Origin of the sequence: Duganella sp. FT27W, assembly GCF_009295655.1 — a bacterium.
In the GTDB taxonomy this organism is placed as follows: Bacteria; Pseudomonadota; Gammaproteobacteria; order Burkholderiales; family Burkholderiaceae_D; genus Rugamonas; species Rugamonas zoogloeoides.
This window is the reverse complement of record NZ_WHIV01000002.1, coordinates 1,195,534-1,210,963: the sequence shown is the minus strand read 5'-3', so window position 1 is coordinate 1,210,963 and position 15,430 is coordinate 1,195,534. Positions and strand designations below refer to the sequence as shown.

Below are 15,430 nucleotides of genomic sequence, written 5' to 3'. Positions count from 1 at the left end.
GTGCGTCATAATGTGGTCAGATGACTCACTAGAAGAGGTAGCAAATGGCAAAGACAAACTATTCGTACGAAAAACGTCAGCGAGAACTGGAAAAGAAGAAGAAGGCTGACGAGAAGGCGCGCCGCAAGGCCGAGCTGAAAAGTTCGGGCCAGGAAGAGGGTAGCGAAGGCGCCGAAGGCGGCGATGCAGACGAAGCGGGCGCCGAGCCTGCCGACCCGGCGCCCAAAGAATAGTTTTAATTCACTCCACCGCCTGCAATGCGGGCGCCGGCGCATCCGCGTGCTGGCGCCGCTTGAAGTACCGCACGCAGCGCTTGCCCAGGTTATCGAGGTAGGTGTATGCCACCGGTACCACCACCAGGGTCAGGATGGTGGACGTGATCACCCCGCCGATCACGGCGCGTCCCATCGGCGCCTGCGTTTCGCCGCCTTCCCCCATGCCGATTGCCATCGGTAACATGCCAAACACCATCGCCAGCGTCGTCATCACGATCGGCCGCAGCCTTACCTGGCCGGCGCGCATGATGGCCTCGAACTGCCCCATGCCTTCCTGTTGCGCCTGGTTGGTAAAGTCCACCAGCAAGATCGCGTTCTTGGTCACCAGGCCCATCAGCATGATGAAGCCGATCACCGAGAAGATGTTGAGCGTGCTGCCCGTGACCAGCAGCGCCACCAGCACGCCGATCAGCGAGAGCGGCAGCGACATCATGATGGCCACCGGTTGCAGGAAACTGCCGAACTGCGACGCCAGCACCAGGTAGATGAAGATCACGGCGATCCCCAGCGCCACCATGGCCGAGGTCATGCTCTCCTGCATTTCCTGGGCATTGCCGCCGACGTCGAAGCGCACGCCGTCGGGCAATACGATGCTGTCGATGGCCTGCTTGATATCGCTGTCGATGTCGCCGCCGGGTCGGCCCTGGGTGTTGGCGTAAATCGCCACGCGGCGTTGCAGCGCCTGGCGCTTGAGTACCTGCGGGCTGAACGCCGGCACAAAGTCCACCACCTGGCGCAGCGGCACCATCAGCGGTGCGCCGTCGGGCCCTAATTTGCTCGACGCCAGCGACAGGTCGGCCAGGTCGGCCACGGTCTGCCGGCCCGATTTGGGCAACTGCACGTTGACTTCGTAGTTCTGGCCGTCGGCAGCGAGGAAGTGGCTGGTGGTGTCGCCGGCGACGAACGGGCGCAGCGCCATGCCGATCTGCTGCACGGTCAAACCGAGGTCGCTGGCCAGCTCGTTGTTGATCTTGATGTTGGTGGACGGGTTGGCGCCTTCCTGGCTGTACTCGAGGTCCACCACGCCACGGATGGCGCGCATCTTGTCCATCAACTGGTGGGCCACCTTGTCGAGCTTGGCCTCGTCGGTGCCGAGGATGGCGATGAAGATCGGCTTCCAGCCCACCGACATGGTAATGCCGGCGATTTTACTTAACCGCTCGCGGATGCGGCGTTCCATCTCCTTTTGCGACGGCCGCTGGTGGTGCGCACGGTCGAGCAGCTTCATGTCGATCTGCGCCGTGTTGCGGCCGTCCTGCGTGCCCACCACGGCGGTCACGCTGGCAATTTCCGGAAACGCCTTCAGGGCCGCTTCCACCTGCTGCACCTTGTTGTCCGTGTATTGCAGGCTGGAGCCGACCGGCGTTTTCATCTGCAGGTTGACCCAGCCGTTGTCCTGCTCCGGCATCATCTCGCCGCCGATCATTGGCACCAGCAGCAGGCTGCCGGCAAACAGCGCTACGGCGGACACCAGCGTGAGCTTGCGCCAGCGCAGCGCGGCCGCCAGCACCTTGCCATACACCACGTGCAGCTTATCGACGCCGCCCTCGAGCCAGTGCATCAGGCGGCCGAGCCACGGCGCATATTTGAAGCGGTCCTTGACCGGGTCGGACCACACCGACGAGAGCATCGGGTCCAGCGTAAAGCTGACGAACAGCGACACCAGCACGGCCACTGCCACCGTGATGCCGAACTGCAGGAAGAAGCGGCCGATAATGCCCTGCATGAATGCCACCGGGATGAACACGGCCACGATGGCAAACGTGGTGGCCATGACGGCCAGGCCGATCTCGTTGGTGCCGTCCGCCGCTGCCTTGTGATGGTTCTTGCCCATGCCGAGGTGGCGCACGATGTTCTCGCGCACCACGATGGCGTCGTCGATCAAGAGGCCGATGCACAGCGACAGCGCCATCAGCGTGAGCATATTGAGCGTGAAGCCGAAGAACTTCATGGCGATGAAGCTGGCCAGCACGGAAATAGGCAAGGTCAGCCCGGTGATGATGGTCGAGCGCCACGAGTGCAGGAAGAAGAACACGATCACCATGGTCAGCACCGCGCCTTCGACGATGGTGCGCTTGACGTTGTCGAGCTGGGCCTGCACCTTCACCGATTCGTCGTTGAGGATGGTGAGGGTGATGTCGCTTGGGAGCGTCTGGCGCAACTCAAACGCCACTTTTTGAATGCGCTGGCCCACTTCCACCACGTTGGCGTCCTGCACCTTGGTGATGTCGAGGATCACGGCGCGCTGGCCGTTCAGGCGCGAGATCGACATTTCTTCCTGGGCGCCATCGACCACGGTGGCCACCTGCTCCAGGTACACGGGGCCGTTGGCGCGGCGCGCCACGATGATCTTGTTGAAGTCGCGCGCCTGCTTCATCTTGCCTTCCACCCGCACCAGGCGCTCGTCGGCGCCCAGGCTGATCGAGCCGGCCGGCAGGTTGGCGTTGGTGGCGGTGATTGCATTGATCACTTCATCGACGCCGATCGCCTGCGCGGTCATGTCGGCCGGGCGCAGGTTGACCAGGATCTGGCGCGCGGCCATGCCGTTGAGCCGCACCTGGCCCACGCCGGCCACGCCCTGGAAGCGCTTGCCGATGATCTGGTCGGCCATGGTCGACAGATCGCGCAGGCTGTGGGCGCTGGCGGTGAGGCCGATCTGCGCCACCGGCCGGCTGTTTTCACCCTCGAAGCGGACGATGAACGGATCTTTCGCCTCGCGCGGGAAGCGCGGACGCACCATGGCCACCTTGTCGCGGATGTCCTGCATGGCCTTGTCCATATTGGTGGACAGTTCGAATTCCACGTACACGGCGCCGCGGCCTTCCCACGAGTTGGCGCGCAAGGTCTTGATGCCGCTGACGGTGTTGACCGACTCTTCGATGGGGCGAGTGATGTCGTTCTCGACCGCCTCGGGCGAGGCGCCCGGGTAGTTCACTTCGATCATGGCGCCGGGGATTTCGACGTTGGGCATCGCTTCCATGCCCAGTTCGCGGTACGAGAACAGGCCCAGTACCATCAACGCCACCATGACCATGGTGGCAAACACCGGGTGGCCGATGCTGATTTTGGTGATCCACATGGCTCAGCCTTTCTTCGGCTGGGACGCTGCTGCCGTTGCCGCAGCAGCAGTGGGGGCAGCTTCAGCAGGCAAGCTGACCTGCGCACCCGGTTTCAGGGCAGGCAGTTTTGAAACGATGACCCGCGCGCCATCTTGCAGCCCTGCCACCACCTGCGCCGTGCCTTCGTCGTCGTTGCGCAGGCCCAGCGTGACCGGCTGCGCCACCACCTTGCCGTCATCGATGCGGTACACGACCTGGCGGCCGTTATCGTCGCGCAGCGCGGCCAGCGGCACCACGGGCGCCACGTCGGCGCGGTCGGTGACAATGGCGCCCTTGGCGAACATGCCGGCCCGCAAGGCCGCATCGTCATTGCGCACGGCGATATACACGAGCAGCGCGCGCGAGCCGGCCTCGGTGGACGGATTGATGCGCGCCACCTTGCCGGTGAATTCGCGCTGCTGGTAGCCATCGACGCGGAAGCGCACGTCCTGGCCCACGCGCACGCGCGGAATTTCCGAGGCCGGCACCTGCGCCTCGAGCGTCAGTTCGGACAGGTTGACGATGCTGAACACCGGCATGTCGGGCGCCAGCTTTTCGCCGGCCTGCACGTGGCGCTTGCTGACCACGCCTGCAATCGGCGCCCTGATCACGCCGTCCTCGAGCGCGATGCGAGCGATATCGACCATCGCCTGCGCCGACTTGACGGCAGCGCGCGCCAGTTCCACGCTGTTCTGGGTGGAGTCGTAGGCGTTTTGCGAGATGTATTTTTGCGCCAGCAGCGCGCCGCTGTTGCCTTCGTTCTTGGTGGCCATGGACAGCCGGGCCTGGGCTTCGTCGAGTTGCGCCTGCTGCTGTTGCAGCCGCGCACGCAGGTCGGCCTGGTCGATGCGCGCCAGCACCTGGCCGGCAGCCACCGCCATGCCTTCCTGCACCGTGGTCGTTTGTACCACGCCGGAGACCTTGGACTTGATGGTGGCCGATGAAAGGGGCGCCAGCGAGCCGGACAAGGGCAAGCTGAGCGCCAGTGATCTGGCGGAAATGGCGGCCACGTCGGCGCTGCCGAGTTCCAGTACCGGCGGCTTTTCCGCCACCTTGGTGGCCGGGACCGGCGTGGCAGGCGCCGGCGCACGCTGCAGGGCAAACCAGGCGCCGCCGGCCAGCACGGCCACGACGGCGGCTGCCAGTACCGGCTTGCGCCATAGATAGGCCGGGGCGCGGGCAGGGTGGAGGGGAATCGGGTGCGGGGCGGTCATGGTCATGGCGTTCTTCTGTTTTTTTCCGGTGCGAGGGTTTCGCATGCTGGCACTGTAGTCATTTGCAAGGGCGCAAACGACCGCCATGCGACAGGTGGCGCAAAACCATGGCTGAACTGCACAAAACCGCGCCTGAACGCCATCGAACGCGATAAAAAGCATACGAGCGCGATTGAGGGAGGTCAAACGCGGCCGTTTGATGTAGCGCAAGAATGGCGTAGGCCCGGCAGGGCGCCTTTTGAAAGGTTACCCATGTGGCCCCACCTGGCGGTGTACCAGCACACCAGCGACGCGCTGGCCGTGATCGATGGCGAACGCTTTGTCGATGTCAATCCCGGCGCGCTGCGCATGTTCGGCTGCGCCGCACCCGCGCTCATGCTCGGCTACCGGCTGGCCGATTTTTCACCGCTGCAGCAGGTAAGCGGGGTGCCGTCGGCGCCGATTCTTACCGCGCTGGGCTGGCGCGCGCGCCAGGCGGGCAACCTGCGCTTCGACTGGCGCTGCGTGGGCCGCGACGGCCGCGAGTTCTGGGTCGATATCATGCTCACCAGCGTGGCCCATGATGGCCGGCAACTGCTGTGCGCAGTCATGCGCGAGACCACCGCGCGCTATCACGAGCAGGCGGCGATCTACCTGGCGCTGATGGCCGGGGTGGCCGCGCGCAGCCGCTTCGACGCCCGTGCCCGCCACCTGGCCGAGCACGATTTTCTGACCGGCCTGCCCAGCCGCGTGCTGCTGCGCGACCGCCTGCGCCAGGCGCTGGCGGCAGCGCGCCGCAATGGCCGCCTGGTGGCGCTGCTGTTCATCGACCTCGACCGCTTCAAGGGCATCAACGACGCGCTGGGCCACCAGGTCGGCGACCTGCTGCTGCGCGAGGCGGCGGCGCGCCTGGTGCGCTGCGTGCGCAGCGTCGATACCGTGAGCCGCCAGGGCGGCGACGAGTTCGTGGTGGTGCTGGCCGATATCGGCGCCATCGACCAGGCCGCGCACGTGGCCGCCACCATACGCCAGGCCATGGCCCGCGAGTTCCGCATCGAGGCGCACCGGCTGCACGTCAGTGCTTCGATCGGCATCGCCATTTTTCCCGCCGACGGCGACGACATCGACACCCTGCTGCAACACGCCGACCTGGCCATGTACCACGCCAAAACCAATGGCCGCGACGGCTTCGAGTTTTTCAGCCCAGACATGAACCGCCAGATCCACCAGCGCGCCGCGCTCGAAGACGAACTGCGTGAGGCTCTGGCGCAGGACCAGTTCATGCTGGCGTACGAGGCGCAAATCGATTTCGCCAGCGGCGAACCGCTGGCGGCCGAGGCGCTGCTGCGCTGGCGCCACCCGGCGCGCGGCCTGCTGCTGCCCAAGGATTTCCTCGATGTGGCCGAGGGCGCCGGGCTGATGGTGCCGATCGGCGACTGGGTGCTGGCGCGGGCCAGCCAGGACGCGGCGCGCTGGCGCGATGCCGGCCAGCCGCTGGTGGTGGCAGTCAACCTGTCGCGCACGCAGTTCATGCAAAAGAATCTGGCCCACAAGGTGGCTGCCACGTTGTCGGCCGCGCAATTGCCGCCGCACTTGCTGGAGCTGGAACTGACAGAAGCGGTGCTCATGCACCACGACGGCAACGCCCGCGCCTCGCTGGCGGCCCTGGCCGCGCTCGGGGTGCGGCTGGCGCTGGACGACTTTGGTACCGGGTACAGCCGGGTAGGGCAGTTGCGCGACTATGCGCTGAGCAAGCTGAAGATCGATTTATCGTTTGTCAGCGGCGGCGCCGATGGCGACGTCGCGCAGGCGGCCGTGGTCACGGCCATCATTGCCATCGCCCACAGCCTGGGGCTGACGGTGCTGGCCGAGGGCGTGGAGAGCGCTGCGCAATTCGAATTTTTGCGCCGCCATGGGTGCGACCAGTACCAGGGGCGGTATGCACGCGCGAACGGGCAGATCGACGGCCTCGATGGTTTGCTCGATGGGTCAGATTAAATGGCGCTCGTTCCGGTCGAACAAGCGCATCCGCACCAGCACTTGCCCATGATCGGACGCTTCCGGCTTGTCCTGCAACAGGTGGTCGTTCAGGTAGGTCACATCGAGCACTTCGCCCACCGCGTTCGGGGACGCGGGATTGAATTCTTCCGACACCAGCACGTGGTCGATGGTGGTGTAGTGACCCTCGTGGATGTGGGTGTAGCCGACATGGCGCAGGCGGTCGCGGCCCAGCTGGATCTGGTTGCTGTCGAACAGGCGGCCGCTCAGCTCCTCGCCCGCCACGCCGGCGCAGCCGGAACCCATCACGATGGTGGTGGTGACCGCCTCGATGGTGTCGTTGAAGTCGCCGAGGATGATGCGCGGACGGCGGCCGTCGCGGTCCATGGCCGACAGCAGCGCGCGCAGGGCAACCGCTTCGGTGCCGCGCCGGATCAGCGAGCGCAGGTTGGCCTGGGCGTACAGCAGCGCGGAGTTGTCCATTCCTTCGCTGCTGTCGCCATGGCGGTAGTCGGGCCGCTTGGATTTTAAATGGATTACCAGCACATCGACGATGCGCTCGTCGGGCAGCACCACCTGGGCGTGCAGCGGCGCGCGGGCGAAGCGGTCGAGATCGGGATGGCCGTCGGGCAGGGTGGCGCCGTCCGGAAACACCATGTAGGCGGTGGCGGGGCCGGCCAGCGGCAAACGCGAGATCAGCGCCACTTGGGGCGTGAGGCGTGGTTCGCCGGTAACGGGATCGGGCGCGGGGTCGAAGCCGCACAGCGTGGCGTCGCGGTAGCGGCTGCTGTGGGCGAGCACGTCGCGCAGCGCGGCCATCGAAAAAATCTCCTGCAAGCCGATCACGTCAGCGTTGAGCTGGTCGAGCTGCTGCGCCGTCCACAGCACTTTGGCCGCGTATTCTTCCGGCGTGAGGGGCGCCAGATTGTCGTACAATTTCGCCCCGGGCTGGGAAAGATTGCAAACGTTGAAAGTGGCAAAGCGGATTTCCTGCGGCATAATAAGAAACTCCCAGTCGAACTCGTTCACAAACTGACGCAAAAACAGCGTATCACGCATGGCTAAAAAAGAGCACATCTCAGAGACCCCGGCCACCCAGCTGCTGCGCAAGCACAAGGTGGTGTTTTCCGAACATCCGTACGACTACGAAGACCACGGCGGCACCAGCGTATCGTCGCGCGCGCTCGGCGTCGATGAGCACCACGTGGTCAAGACCCTGGTCATGCAGGACGAGGCCGCCAAGCCAATGATCGTGCTCATGCATGGCGACTGCAAGGTATCGACCAAGAACCTGGCACGCGCCATCGGCTGCAAGTCGGTCGAACCGTGCAAACCCGAAGTGGCCACGCGCCACAGCGGCTACCAGATCGGCGGCACCTCGCCGTTCGGCACCCGCAAGGCCATGCCCGTGTATGTCGAGGATAGCATCCTTGCGCTGGAAACAATTTATATCAATGGTGGCAGGAGGGGTTACCTGGTCGGCATCGCCCCCCAGGTGCTGACCGAACTGCTGCAAGCCAAGCCCGTGCACTGCGCACTGGCTGAATAAAATACGCTGGTGTATATTCCGCATCCCCCGAGGGAAGCTTAACTAGAGGAAACAATGAATACAGTTTGGATGACCGTGGCCGCCTACCTGCTCGGCTCGATCTCATTTGCGGTGATCACCAGTAAATTGTTCGGTATCGCCGACCCGCGCACCTATGGGTCGAAAAACCCCGGCGCCACCAATGTGCTGCGTAGTGGCAATAAATCAGCTGCCATCGTCACCCTGATCGGCGACGGCGCGAAGGGCTGGCTGGCCGTGTGGCTGGCAATCCGCTACCAGCAGCAATTGCAGGTGGGCGACGCCACCATTGCCCTGGTGGCGATCGCGGTATTTCTTGGCCACCTGTGGCCGGTGTTCTTCCGTTTCGTCGGTGGCAAGGGCGTGGCGACCGCGCTGGGCGTGCTGCTGGGCCTTGATCCCTGGCTGGGCCTGGCCACGCTGGCGACCTGGCTGGTGATTGCGTTCGCGTTCCGCTACTCGTCGCTGGCGGCGCTGGTGGCCGCCCTGTTCGCGCCGTTCTACTATGGCTTGCTGTTCGGCGTGGAGCCGCAACTGCTGGCCGTGTTTGTCATGAGCGGCTTGCTGATCTTCCGTCACAGCAAAAATATCGGCAACCTGATGGCTGGCAAGGAAAGCCGTATCGGCAGCAAGAGCAAGACAGCAGCCAAAGCGGGAAAATAAGCGTCAAAATAAATGCGTGATGGCGGTTGATTCCGTCAATGAAAGCCCCATCTGTCATAAATCACGTTTTGAAAAGGTCGCGCCATGTCCAGTTCCATCAAGATCGATTTCGTTTCCGACGTCTCCTGCCCATGGTGCGCCATCGGCCTGAAATCCCTGCAACAGGCAGTCGATAACATCGGCGAGGCCGCGCAGATCGACCTGCATTTCCAGCCGTTCGAACTCAATCCCAAGATGGGACCGGAAGGCCAGGACATCGGCGAGCACCTGAGCGAAAAATACGGTTCGTCCCCCGAGCAGCAGGAACAGGCGCGCGCCATGATCCGCTCGCGCGGCGCCGAGGTGGGCTTCGATTTCGCCATGGACAAGCGCAGCCGCATCTACAACACCTTCGACGCTCACCGCCTGCTGCATTGGGCCGGCCTGGAAGGCAAGCAGACCGAACTCAAGCTGGCGCTGCTGGGCGCCTACTTTACCGACGGCGAAGACCCGAGCTCGCACGATGTGCTGGCCCGCGTGGCCGCCAGCGTGGGCCTCGACCGCGAGGGGGCGCTGGCCGTGCTGCAATCCGACCAGTTCACCGAGGAAGTGCGCGAGCGCGAACAGTTTTTCCAGCGCCACGGCATCAACTCGGTACCGGCCGTGATCATCAACGAGCAGTACCTGATTTCGGGCGGCCAGCCTGCCGCCGTGTTCGAGCGGGCGCTGCGCGAAATTATCGCCAAGGCTTGAAGCCCATACGTAGGGACCCCGGGGCACGGCTTTTGCTTTAAACTTAACGTCTATGCCGTTCCCGAGGATCCCCATGCAGTCCGCAGAACATGTCACGCCGCCCGCCACCGCCCGCCCGGTGGTGGATAATTTTCGTCTGGCTGCGCTGCATCGCTATCACATCCTCGATACCCCGGCCTGCGAGGACTTCAGTTTCCTCACCGAACTGGCAGCGCGCCTGTGCAACGTGCCGTATGCCTTCGTCTCGCTGGTCGATGCCGACCGCGTGTGGGTAAAAGCCTGCACCGGCATGCAACTGGGCCAGTTGCCACGCACCGACAGTTATTGCTCGCTGGCTGTGCTGGGCGCGCCCGACCTTGAAATTCCCGACCTGCTGCTCGATGCGCGCACCGCCCATCTGCCGCTCACCGTCACCGCGCCGTTCATGCGCCGCTACAGCAGCGTGGCGCTGATGTCGTCCGATGGCTTTGCCATCGGCGCGCTGTGCGTGCTCGATACCAAGCCCGGTTGCCTGGACCGCGAACAGCGCGCCATGCTGGGCAAGCTGGCGCGCCAGGTGATGGCGCTGATCGAACTGCGCGCCAGCGAAAAGACCCTGGCCGCCACCGTGCGCGAACTGGAACAACTGGCCACCACCGACGAGCTGACCGGCCTGCACAACCGCCGCTCGCTGCTGCACCGGCTGCGCTTCGAGACCGCGCGCGCCCGCCGTTTCCGGGCGCCGGTGTCGGCGGTAATGATCGATCTCGACTACTTCAAGCGCATCAACGATGAATTCGGCCATGCGGCCGGCGACCAGGTACTGGCTGCCATCGGCCAACTGGTGCGCGATCACGTGCGCGTGATCGACATTGCCGGGCGCTATGGCGGCGAGGAGCTGTGCGTGGTGCTGCCCAACACGCCGCTCGACGGCGCGCTGCATTTTGCCGAGTCGCTGCGATTGCGCATTGCCGCACAGACGCACGAAATCGGTCCGCGCATGCTGGCGGTAACGGCCAGCCTGGGCGTGGGCACGTTCGATCATCTCGATGTGGCCGACGCCGAAAGCTTGCTGCGCCAGGCCGACGCCGCGCTGTACCGTGCCAAGCGGGGCGGGCGCAACCGCGTCGAAGGTCCCTCCACCGAGCGTCTCTAACCGAGCGTCTCTGAATCTAAAGGAATCGCCATGCCCACCGCAACCCTGAACGGCGTCGTCATCGCGCAAGCGGCCGACGACGAAGTCGTGATCGTCGAAAACAACGTCTATTTCCCGCGCCACGCGGTCAATCCCGACTACCTGCAACCGAGCAACCACACCTCGCGCTGCCCGTGGAAGGGCCTGGCCAACTACTACACCGTGTCTGCCGACGGTGAAACCAGCGAGAACGCCGCCTGGTACTACCCGGCGCCGTTCGAGGCGGCAAAAGAGATCCAGGACCGCATCGCCTTCTGGCGCGGCGTGGAAGTCCAACAATAAGCCCCGCATCATCCGTTCGCGCAGTCTTACCAAGGATTCATGGATAACCTTACCCACAGCATCATCGGCTTCGGCGCCGGTGAATTGATACACCGCAGCCTGCCACGTGAGGTCGAGGACCGCGCTCAGCAGGTGCGCCACCGCCTGCTGCTGGTGGCGTGCGCCCTGGCCAGCAATTTCCCCGACCTCGACCTGGTGCTCAACAACCTGCTGCCGCCACCGCTGGGCTACCTGCTGCATCACCGCGGGCATACCCACACGGCGTTGCTGGCGATTCCGCAGGCGCTGTTGCTGGCGGCGCTGATCTGGCTGTTGTGGCCGTCGGCGCGAACGTTGCTCAAGGCCAGTACCACCGCGCGCTGGGGCCTGGCGGCCAGCATCGCGCTCGGTTTCGCGCTGCACCTGGCGATGGATTTCACCAATTCGTATGGCGTGCACCCGTGGTATCCGTTCGATGGCCGCTGGGTGTATGGCGACATGGTGTTTATCATCGAGCCGTTGTTCTGGGTGGCGATCGGGGTGCCGATGGCGCTGATCATGCGCTGGCGTGCGGCCCGCTGGCTGGGGCTGGCCGGCCTGCTGGCGGCGCTGGTGGCGTTTGCCGTCAAGGGCTACCTGGGCTGGATCGCGCTGGCGATCCTGCTCAAGGTGGCGGTGCTGTGCGGTGCCGTGCAGACGCGCTCGGGCCGCGACAGCCGCGCCGGCGTGGCGCTGGGCCTGGCGATCGGCATCGGCTTTATCGCGGTGCAGGGCGTGGCTTCGCACCTGGGCAGGGCGCAGATCACTGCGGCCTTGCAGCAGGTCGATCCGGCGTCGAAGGTGCTGGACGTGGTGATGACGGCGTTTCCATCGCAGCCGCTGTGCTGGGCTTACGTGAGCGTGGAGAGCAACGAAGCGGCGGGCACGTATCGCCTGCGGCGCGGCATCGCCAGCCTGGCGCCGCAGTGGGTGGCGCCATTGTCGTGCTCGGCCGGTCTGGTCGAGCATGGCCCCTCGATGGCGCTGGCGCCCGGCGTTGCCCAGTTCGGCATGGAGCAGGTCGACCTGGGACGGTTGCGCACGCTCAGCGTCGATAACTGCCGCGTCAATGCCTGGCTGCGCTTTGGCCGCGCACCGGCGTTTGACAGCGAAGGTGGCGCCTTGTCCGACTACCGCTTTGCCATGACGCCGCGCGGCAACTTCACCACCATGCCGCTCGCGTCGCCAGAACCGTGTCCCACCGGTGTGCCGGGCTGGGGTTATCCACGCGCCGACCTGCTGCACGGTGCTGCCAAATAGGTCGGAGCGCACCACTTTGGACCTTAATGTGTCATAACGTGTGGTATCTGAACCACAATTCTGCATAGAATGGTGCGGTGGGGGCAGTAACCCCTGATTCTTCTTGGCACAACAATTGCAGTGCCCTTCAGAAAGGAAGATTATCGAACTTAACAGGGAGGACGTTATGAATGTAATCGAAGACAAACCAAAATCGCACGCCGTGCACGAGTCCGCAGCCGATGACCATCGCCTGCGCAGTGAGCGCATTGCCGCCCGTGGCGTGCAACTCGGCAAGGGCAAGGTCCGTTACCTGATCCCCCTGGTCGGCCTGGCGGTACTCGCTTCGATGGCGTTCGCCTCCGCTTGAGCGTCCGAGCAAGCCTTCATTGCTTCGTTGCAGCTTCTCGCTCTGAAGGCCCAGTCGAACGCTTTTAAACAGTTTTGATGTCGTCCAGCGGCCAGCGCGGACGCACGTTGAAGCTGTAGTCGCGCTGGGCGGCGTCAGGGTTGATCATCAACCGCATGGCGCCTGCAAAAGCGATCATGGCGCCGTTGTCGGTGCAAAACTCCAGTTCCGGGTAATACACCTTGAACTTCTTCTTGGCGGCCGCCGCGTTCAGCGACGCGCGCAACTGCGCGTTGGCGCCCACGCCGCCGGCAATCACCAGCCGTTTCAAGCCCGTGTGCTTGAGTGCCGAGATGCACTTGGCGGTCAGTACTTCCACGATTGCATCGACAAAGCCGCGCGCGATATTCGCCTTGTCCTGCTCGCAGATATTGGCGACTACCTTCTCTTCGTGGTTTTTCACCACCGTCAGCACCGCCGTTTTCAGGCCGGAAAAGCTGAAATTGAAATCCTTGGTGTGCAGCATCGGACGTGGCAGCTTGTAGGCGGCCGGGTCGCCGAATTCCGCCAGCCGCGAAATGGCCGGGCCGCCCGGATAGCCGAGGCCCAGCAGCTTGGCCGACTTGTCGAACGCTTCGCCGGCGGCATCGTCGAGGGTTTCGCCCAGCAGCGTGTACTGGCCCACGCCATCGACGCGCATCAGCTGCGTATGGCCACCCGATACCAGCAGCGCAATGAACGGAAACTCCGGCGGCTGCGACGCCAGCAAGGGCGAGAGCAGGTGGCCTTCCAGGTGGTGCACGCCCAGCACCGGGCGATCCAGCGCCAGGCCCAGGCTGCACGCCACCGACGAGCCCACCAGCAGCGCACCGGCCAGGCCAGGACCCTGGGTGTAGGCGATGGCGTCGATATCGGCCAGCGATTTGCCGGCGCCTTCCAGGGTTTGCGTCAGCAGCGGAATGGCGCGGCGGATATGGTCGCGCGATGCCAGTTCGGGCACCACGCCGCCGTATTCCTCGTGCATGGCCACCTGCGAATACAGGGCATGCGACAGCAGGCCGTGCTCGGTATCGTAGAGCGCCAGGCCGGTTTCGTCACAGGAGGATTCAACACCGAGAACAATCATGGAAGGGCTGCAAAGGTAAGGGGAAGTCCGCCATTGTAAAGGAAAGTGCGTTGCCCGACCTTGGTCCGTTGCACCGCCGGCTGCACCACCCGGGCCCGCGACCGCACCGGCGCAGGGAGAAATTTTGCCATTTGGTCAGGATTGCGCGGCGTTTTGCAGTATTTTCCTGTGGCACCGGTTTTGCTTAGTAAAAGCACGGATTGACTGCGGGAGGCGAAGATGTCGGGACAATGGAAACAGGTGTGCAAACTCAAGGACGTGCCGCTGGACGGCGCACGCATCGTGCCGCGCGGCCTGGCGTGGCAGGAGCTGCCGGGCGTGGCGTTGTTCCGCACCGATGAGGAAAGCGTGTTCGCGGTGCTGGAAACGGCCAACGTGGAGCCGCGCCAGAGCAACGCCCGCCGCTATTCCGTCAAGATCGAGGATTTCAAGGTCTATCTCGACCTGGCCGAACTGAGCGCGCCAGCCAGCAAGGCGGAAGCGGCGCTGGCCGGCTCCTTTGGCGTCGCCACGCGCGTGATGGCGTTCGGCTGAAAAACCAACGGCCTGCGACGCATGGCGCGCCGCAGGCCGATGAGCCGTCGTTGCGCAGCGGCGCCCGGCCGCGCAAGCCGGCAATTCAATGCTTACGGACGCTGCAACAACTGCTTGTGCGCATCGCGCAACATGGTTTCCGTGGTTGCCCAGTCGATGCAGCCATCGGTCACCGAGCAGCCGTACACCAGCTGGCTCAGATCGGCCGGAATCTTCTGGTTGCCGCCCACGATATTCGATTCGATCATCACGCCGACCAGCGACTTGTTGCCTTGCACGATCTGGTGGATGACATCGGCCATCACCAGCGGTTGCAGTTCCGGCTTTTTATAGCTGTTGGCGTGCGAGCAATCGACCACCAGGTTGGCCGGCAGCTTGGCCTTGGCCAGCGACTGCTCGGCAATCGCGATCGACACCGAGTCGTAGTTCGGACGGCCGTCGCCGCCACGCAGCACCACGTGGCCGTAGGCGTTGCCGCGCGTGCGCACGATCGCCACATTGCCTTGCGCGTTGATGCCGAGGAACGAGTGCGGGTGCGCCGACGACAGGATGGCGTTGATTGCAATGCTGATGTCGCCATCGGTACCGTTCTTGAAGCCGACCGGCGTGGACAGGCCCGACGACATTTCGCGGTGGGTCTGCGATTCGGTGGTGCGCGCGCCGATGGCGGTCCAGGCGATCAGGTCGCCCAGGTATTGCGGCGAGATCGGGTCCAGCGCTTCGGTGGCGGTGGGCAGGCCCAGTTCGCAGACGTCGAGCAGGAATTGGCGGGCTTTTTCCATGCCCTCGTTGACGCGGAACGAATCGTCCATGTCGGGGTCATTGATATAACCCTTCCAGCCGGTGGTGGTGCGCGGCTTTTCGAAATACACGCGCATGACCAGCAGCATGGTGTCGGCCACTTCCGCTTGCAGCGCTTTCAGGCGGCGCGCGTAGTCGAGGCCGGCGACCGGGTCGTGGATCGAGCAGGGGCCGACTACCACGAACAGGCGTTTGTCTTCGCGGTCGATAATGTTACGCAGGGCTTCGCGGCCCTTCATCACGGTCTCGGACGCGCTGTCGGTGAGCGGCAGCTTGCTGTGCAAGACTTCCGGCGACGGCATCGGCGCAAACGAGGTAACGTTGATATTTTCGATATCTGGGGAAATCATGGCTTTTTGCGTGAATTTTATTCGGGGGAGG

General features: G+C 64.3%; 15 protein-coding genes. 10 read left to right on the top strand and 5 right to left on the bottom strand.

The window, feature by feature from the left end; all coding sequences use genetic code 11:
- Positions 1–44 precede the first annotated feature (44 nt).
- Positions 45–233: a hypothetical protein gene (locus F8197_RS11485; RefSeq protein ID WP_152881908.1), complete on the top strand. Its 189-nt coding sequence runs from the start codon at positions 45–47 to the stop codon at positions 231–233.
- A 7-nt stretch (positions 234–240) separates the two neighbouring features.
- Here F8197_RS11485 and F8197_RS11480 read toward each other — a convergent pair whose 3' ends face one another.
- Together F8197_RS11480 and F8197_RS11475 are read right to left on the bottom strand one after the other, a co-directional pair.
- Positions 241–3,354, bottom strand: a complete 3,114-nt coding sequence (locus F8197_RS11480; protein ID WP_152881907.1) for an efflux RND transporter permease subunit — start codon at positions 3,352–3,354, stop codon at positions 241–243.
- Positions 3,355–3,357: 3 nt separating this feature from the next.
- A complete protein-coding gene (locus tag F8197_RS11475; RefSeq protein WP_152881906.1) occupies positions 3,358–4,593 on the bottom strand; it encodes an efflux RND transporter periplasmic adaptor subunit in 1,236 nt (411 codons plus the stop codon).
- A gap of 246 nt (positions 4,594–4,839) precedes the next feature.
- Between F8197_RS11475 and F8197_RS11470 the strand changes: the two genes are divergently transcribed.
- The gene (locus F8197_RS11470; protein WP_152881905.1) at positions 4,840–6,564 is read left to right on the top strand and encodes a bifunctional diguanylate cyclase/phosphodiesterase; all 1,725 of its coding nucleotides are present in this window, start codon (positions 4,840–4,842) and stop codon (positions 6,562–6,564) included.
- Here the strand turns inward: F8197_RS11470 and F8197_RS11465 are convergent.
- Positions 6,556–7,563: an endonuclease/exonuclease/phosphatase family protein gene (locus tag F8197_RS11465; RefSeq protein WP_193333403.1), complete on the bottom strand. Its 1,008-nt coding sequence runs from the start codon at positions 7,561–7,563 to the stop codon at positions 6,556–6,558. The two genes, F8197_RS11470 and F8197_RS11465, sit on opposite strands and share 9 nt — an antisense overlap.
- Before the next feature lie 58 nt (positions 7,564–7,621).
- Here F8197_RS11465 and ybaK point away from each other — a divergent pair, with 58 nt between their 5' ends.
- The 7 genes from ybaK to F8197_RS11430 all read left to right on the top strand — a co-directional run bounded on the left by ybaK (position 7,622) and on the right by F8197_RS11430 (position 12,609).
- Entirely contained in the window at positions 7,622–8,113 is a 492-nt protein-coding gene (gene ybaK / locus F8197_RS11460) for a Cys-tRNA(Pro) deacylase (protein ID WP_152881903.1), read from the top strand.
- A gap of 54 nt (positions 8,114–8,167) precedes the next feature.
- A complete protein-coding gene (plsY, locus tag F8197_RS11455) occupies positions 8,168–8,794 on the top strand; it encodes a glycerol-3-phosphate 1-O-acyltransferase PlsY (protein WP_152881902.1) in 627 nt (208 codons plus the stop codon).
- 84 nt (positions 8,795–8,878) lie between these two features.
- Positions 8,879–9,526: a DsbA family oxidoreductase gene (locus tag F8197_RS11450; protein ID WP_152881901.1), complete on the top strand. Its 648-nt coding sequence runs from the start codon at positions 8,879–8,881 to the stop codon at positions 9,524–9,526.
- Positions 9,527–9,599: 73 nt separating this feature from the next.
- Positions 9,600–10,661: a sensor domain-containing diguanylate cyclase gene (locus F8197_RS11445; protein ID WP_056141459.1), complete on the top strand. Its 1,062-nt coding sequence runs from the start codon at positions 9,600–9,602 to the stop codon at positions 10,659–10,661.
- A 30-nt stretch (positions 10,662–10,691) separates the two neighbouring features.
- Complete coding sequence (locus F8197_RS11440; RefSeq protein ID WP_056141455.1) at positions 10,692–10,982, top strand: DUF427 domain-containing protein; 291 nt, start codon at positions 10,692–10,694, stop codon at positions 10,980–10,982.
- 39 nt (positions 10,983–11,021) lie between these two features.
- Positions 11,022–12,260 carry a metal-dependent hydrolase gene (locus F8197_RS11435; RefSeq protein WP_152881900.1) on the top strand — a complete coding sequence of 413 codons (1,239 nt, stop codon included), beginning with the start codon at positions 11,022–11,024 and terminating at the stop codon, positions 12,258–12,260.
- A gap of 166 nt (positions 12,261–12,426) precedes the next feature.
- The gene (locus tag F8197_RS11430) at positions 12,427–12,609 is read left to right on the top strand and encodes a hypothetical protein (RefSeq protein ID WP_152881899.1); all 183 of its coding nucleotides are present in this window, start codon (positions 12,427–12,429) and stop codon (positions 12,607–12,609) included.
- A 64-nt stretch (positions 12,610–12,673) separates the two neighbouring features.
- Here F8197_RS11430 and tsaD read toward each other — a convergent pair whose 3' ends face one another.
- Positions 12,674–13,714, bottom strand: a complete 1,041-nt coding sequence (gene tsaD / locus F8197_RS11425) for a tRNA (adenosine(37)-N6)-threonylcarbamoyltransferase complex transferase subunit TsaD (RefSeq protein WP_152881898.1) — start codon at positions 13,712–13,714, stop codon at positions 12,674–12,676.
- Positions 13,715–13,933: 219 nt separating this feature from the next.
- Between tsaD and F8197_RS11420 the strand changes: the two genes are divergently transcribed.
- Positions 13,934–14,248 (top strand): hypothetical protein, encoded by a 315-nt coding sequence (locus F8197_RS11420; protein ID WP_051120403.1) that lies wholly within the window; start codon positions 13,934–13,936, stop codon positions 14,246–14,248.
- Between the two features lie 92 nt (positions 14,249–14,340).
- Here F8197_RS11420 and F8197_RS11415 read toward each other — a convergent pair whose 3' ends face one another.
- Positions 14,341–15,399: a 3-deoxy-7-phosphoheptulonate synthase gene (locus tag F8197_RS11415; protein ID WP_056141438.1), complete on the bottom strand. Its 1,059-nt coding sequence runs from the start codon at positions 15,397–15,399 to the stop codon at positions 14,341–14,343.
- Between the last annotated feature and the right edge of the window lie 31 nt (positions 15,400–15,430).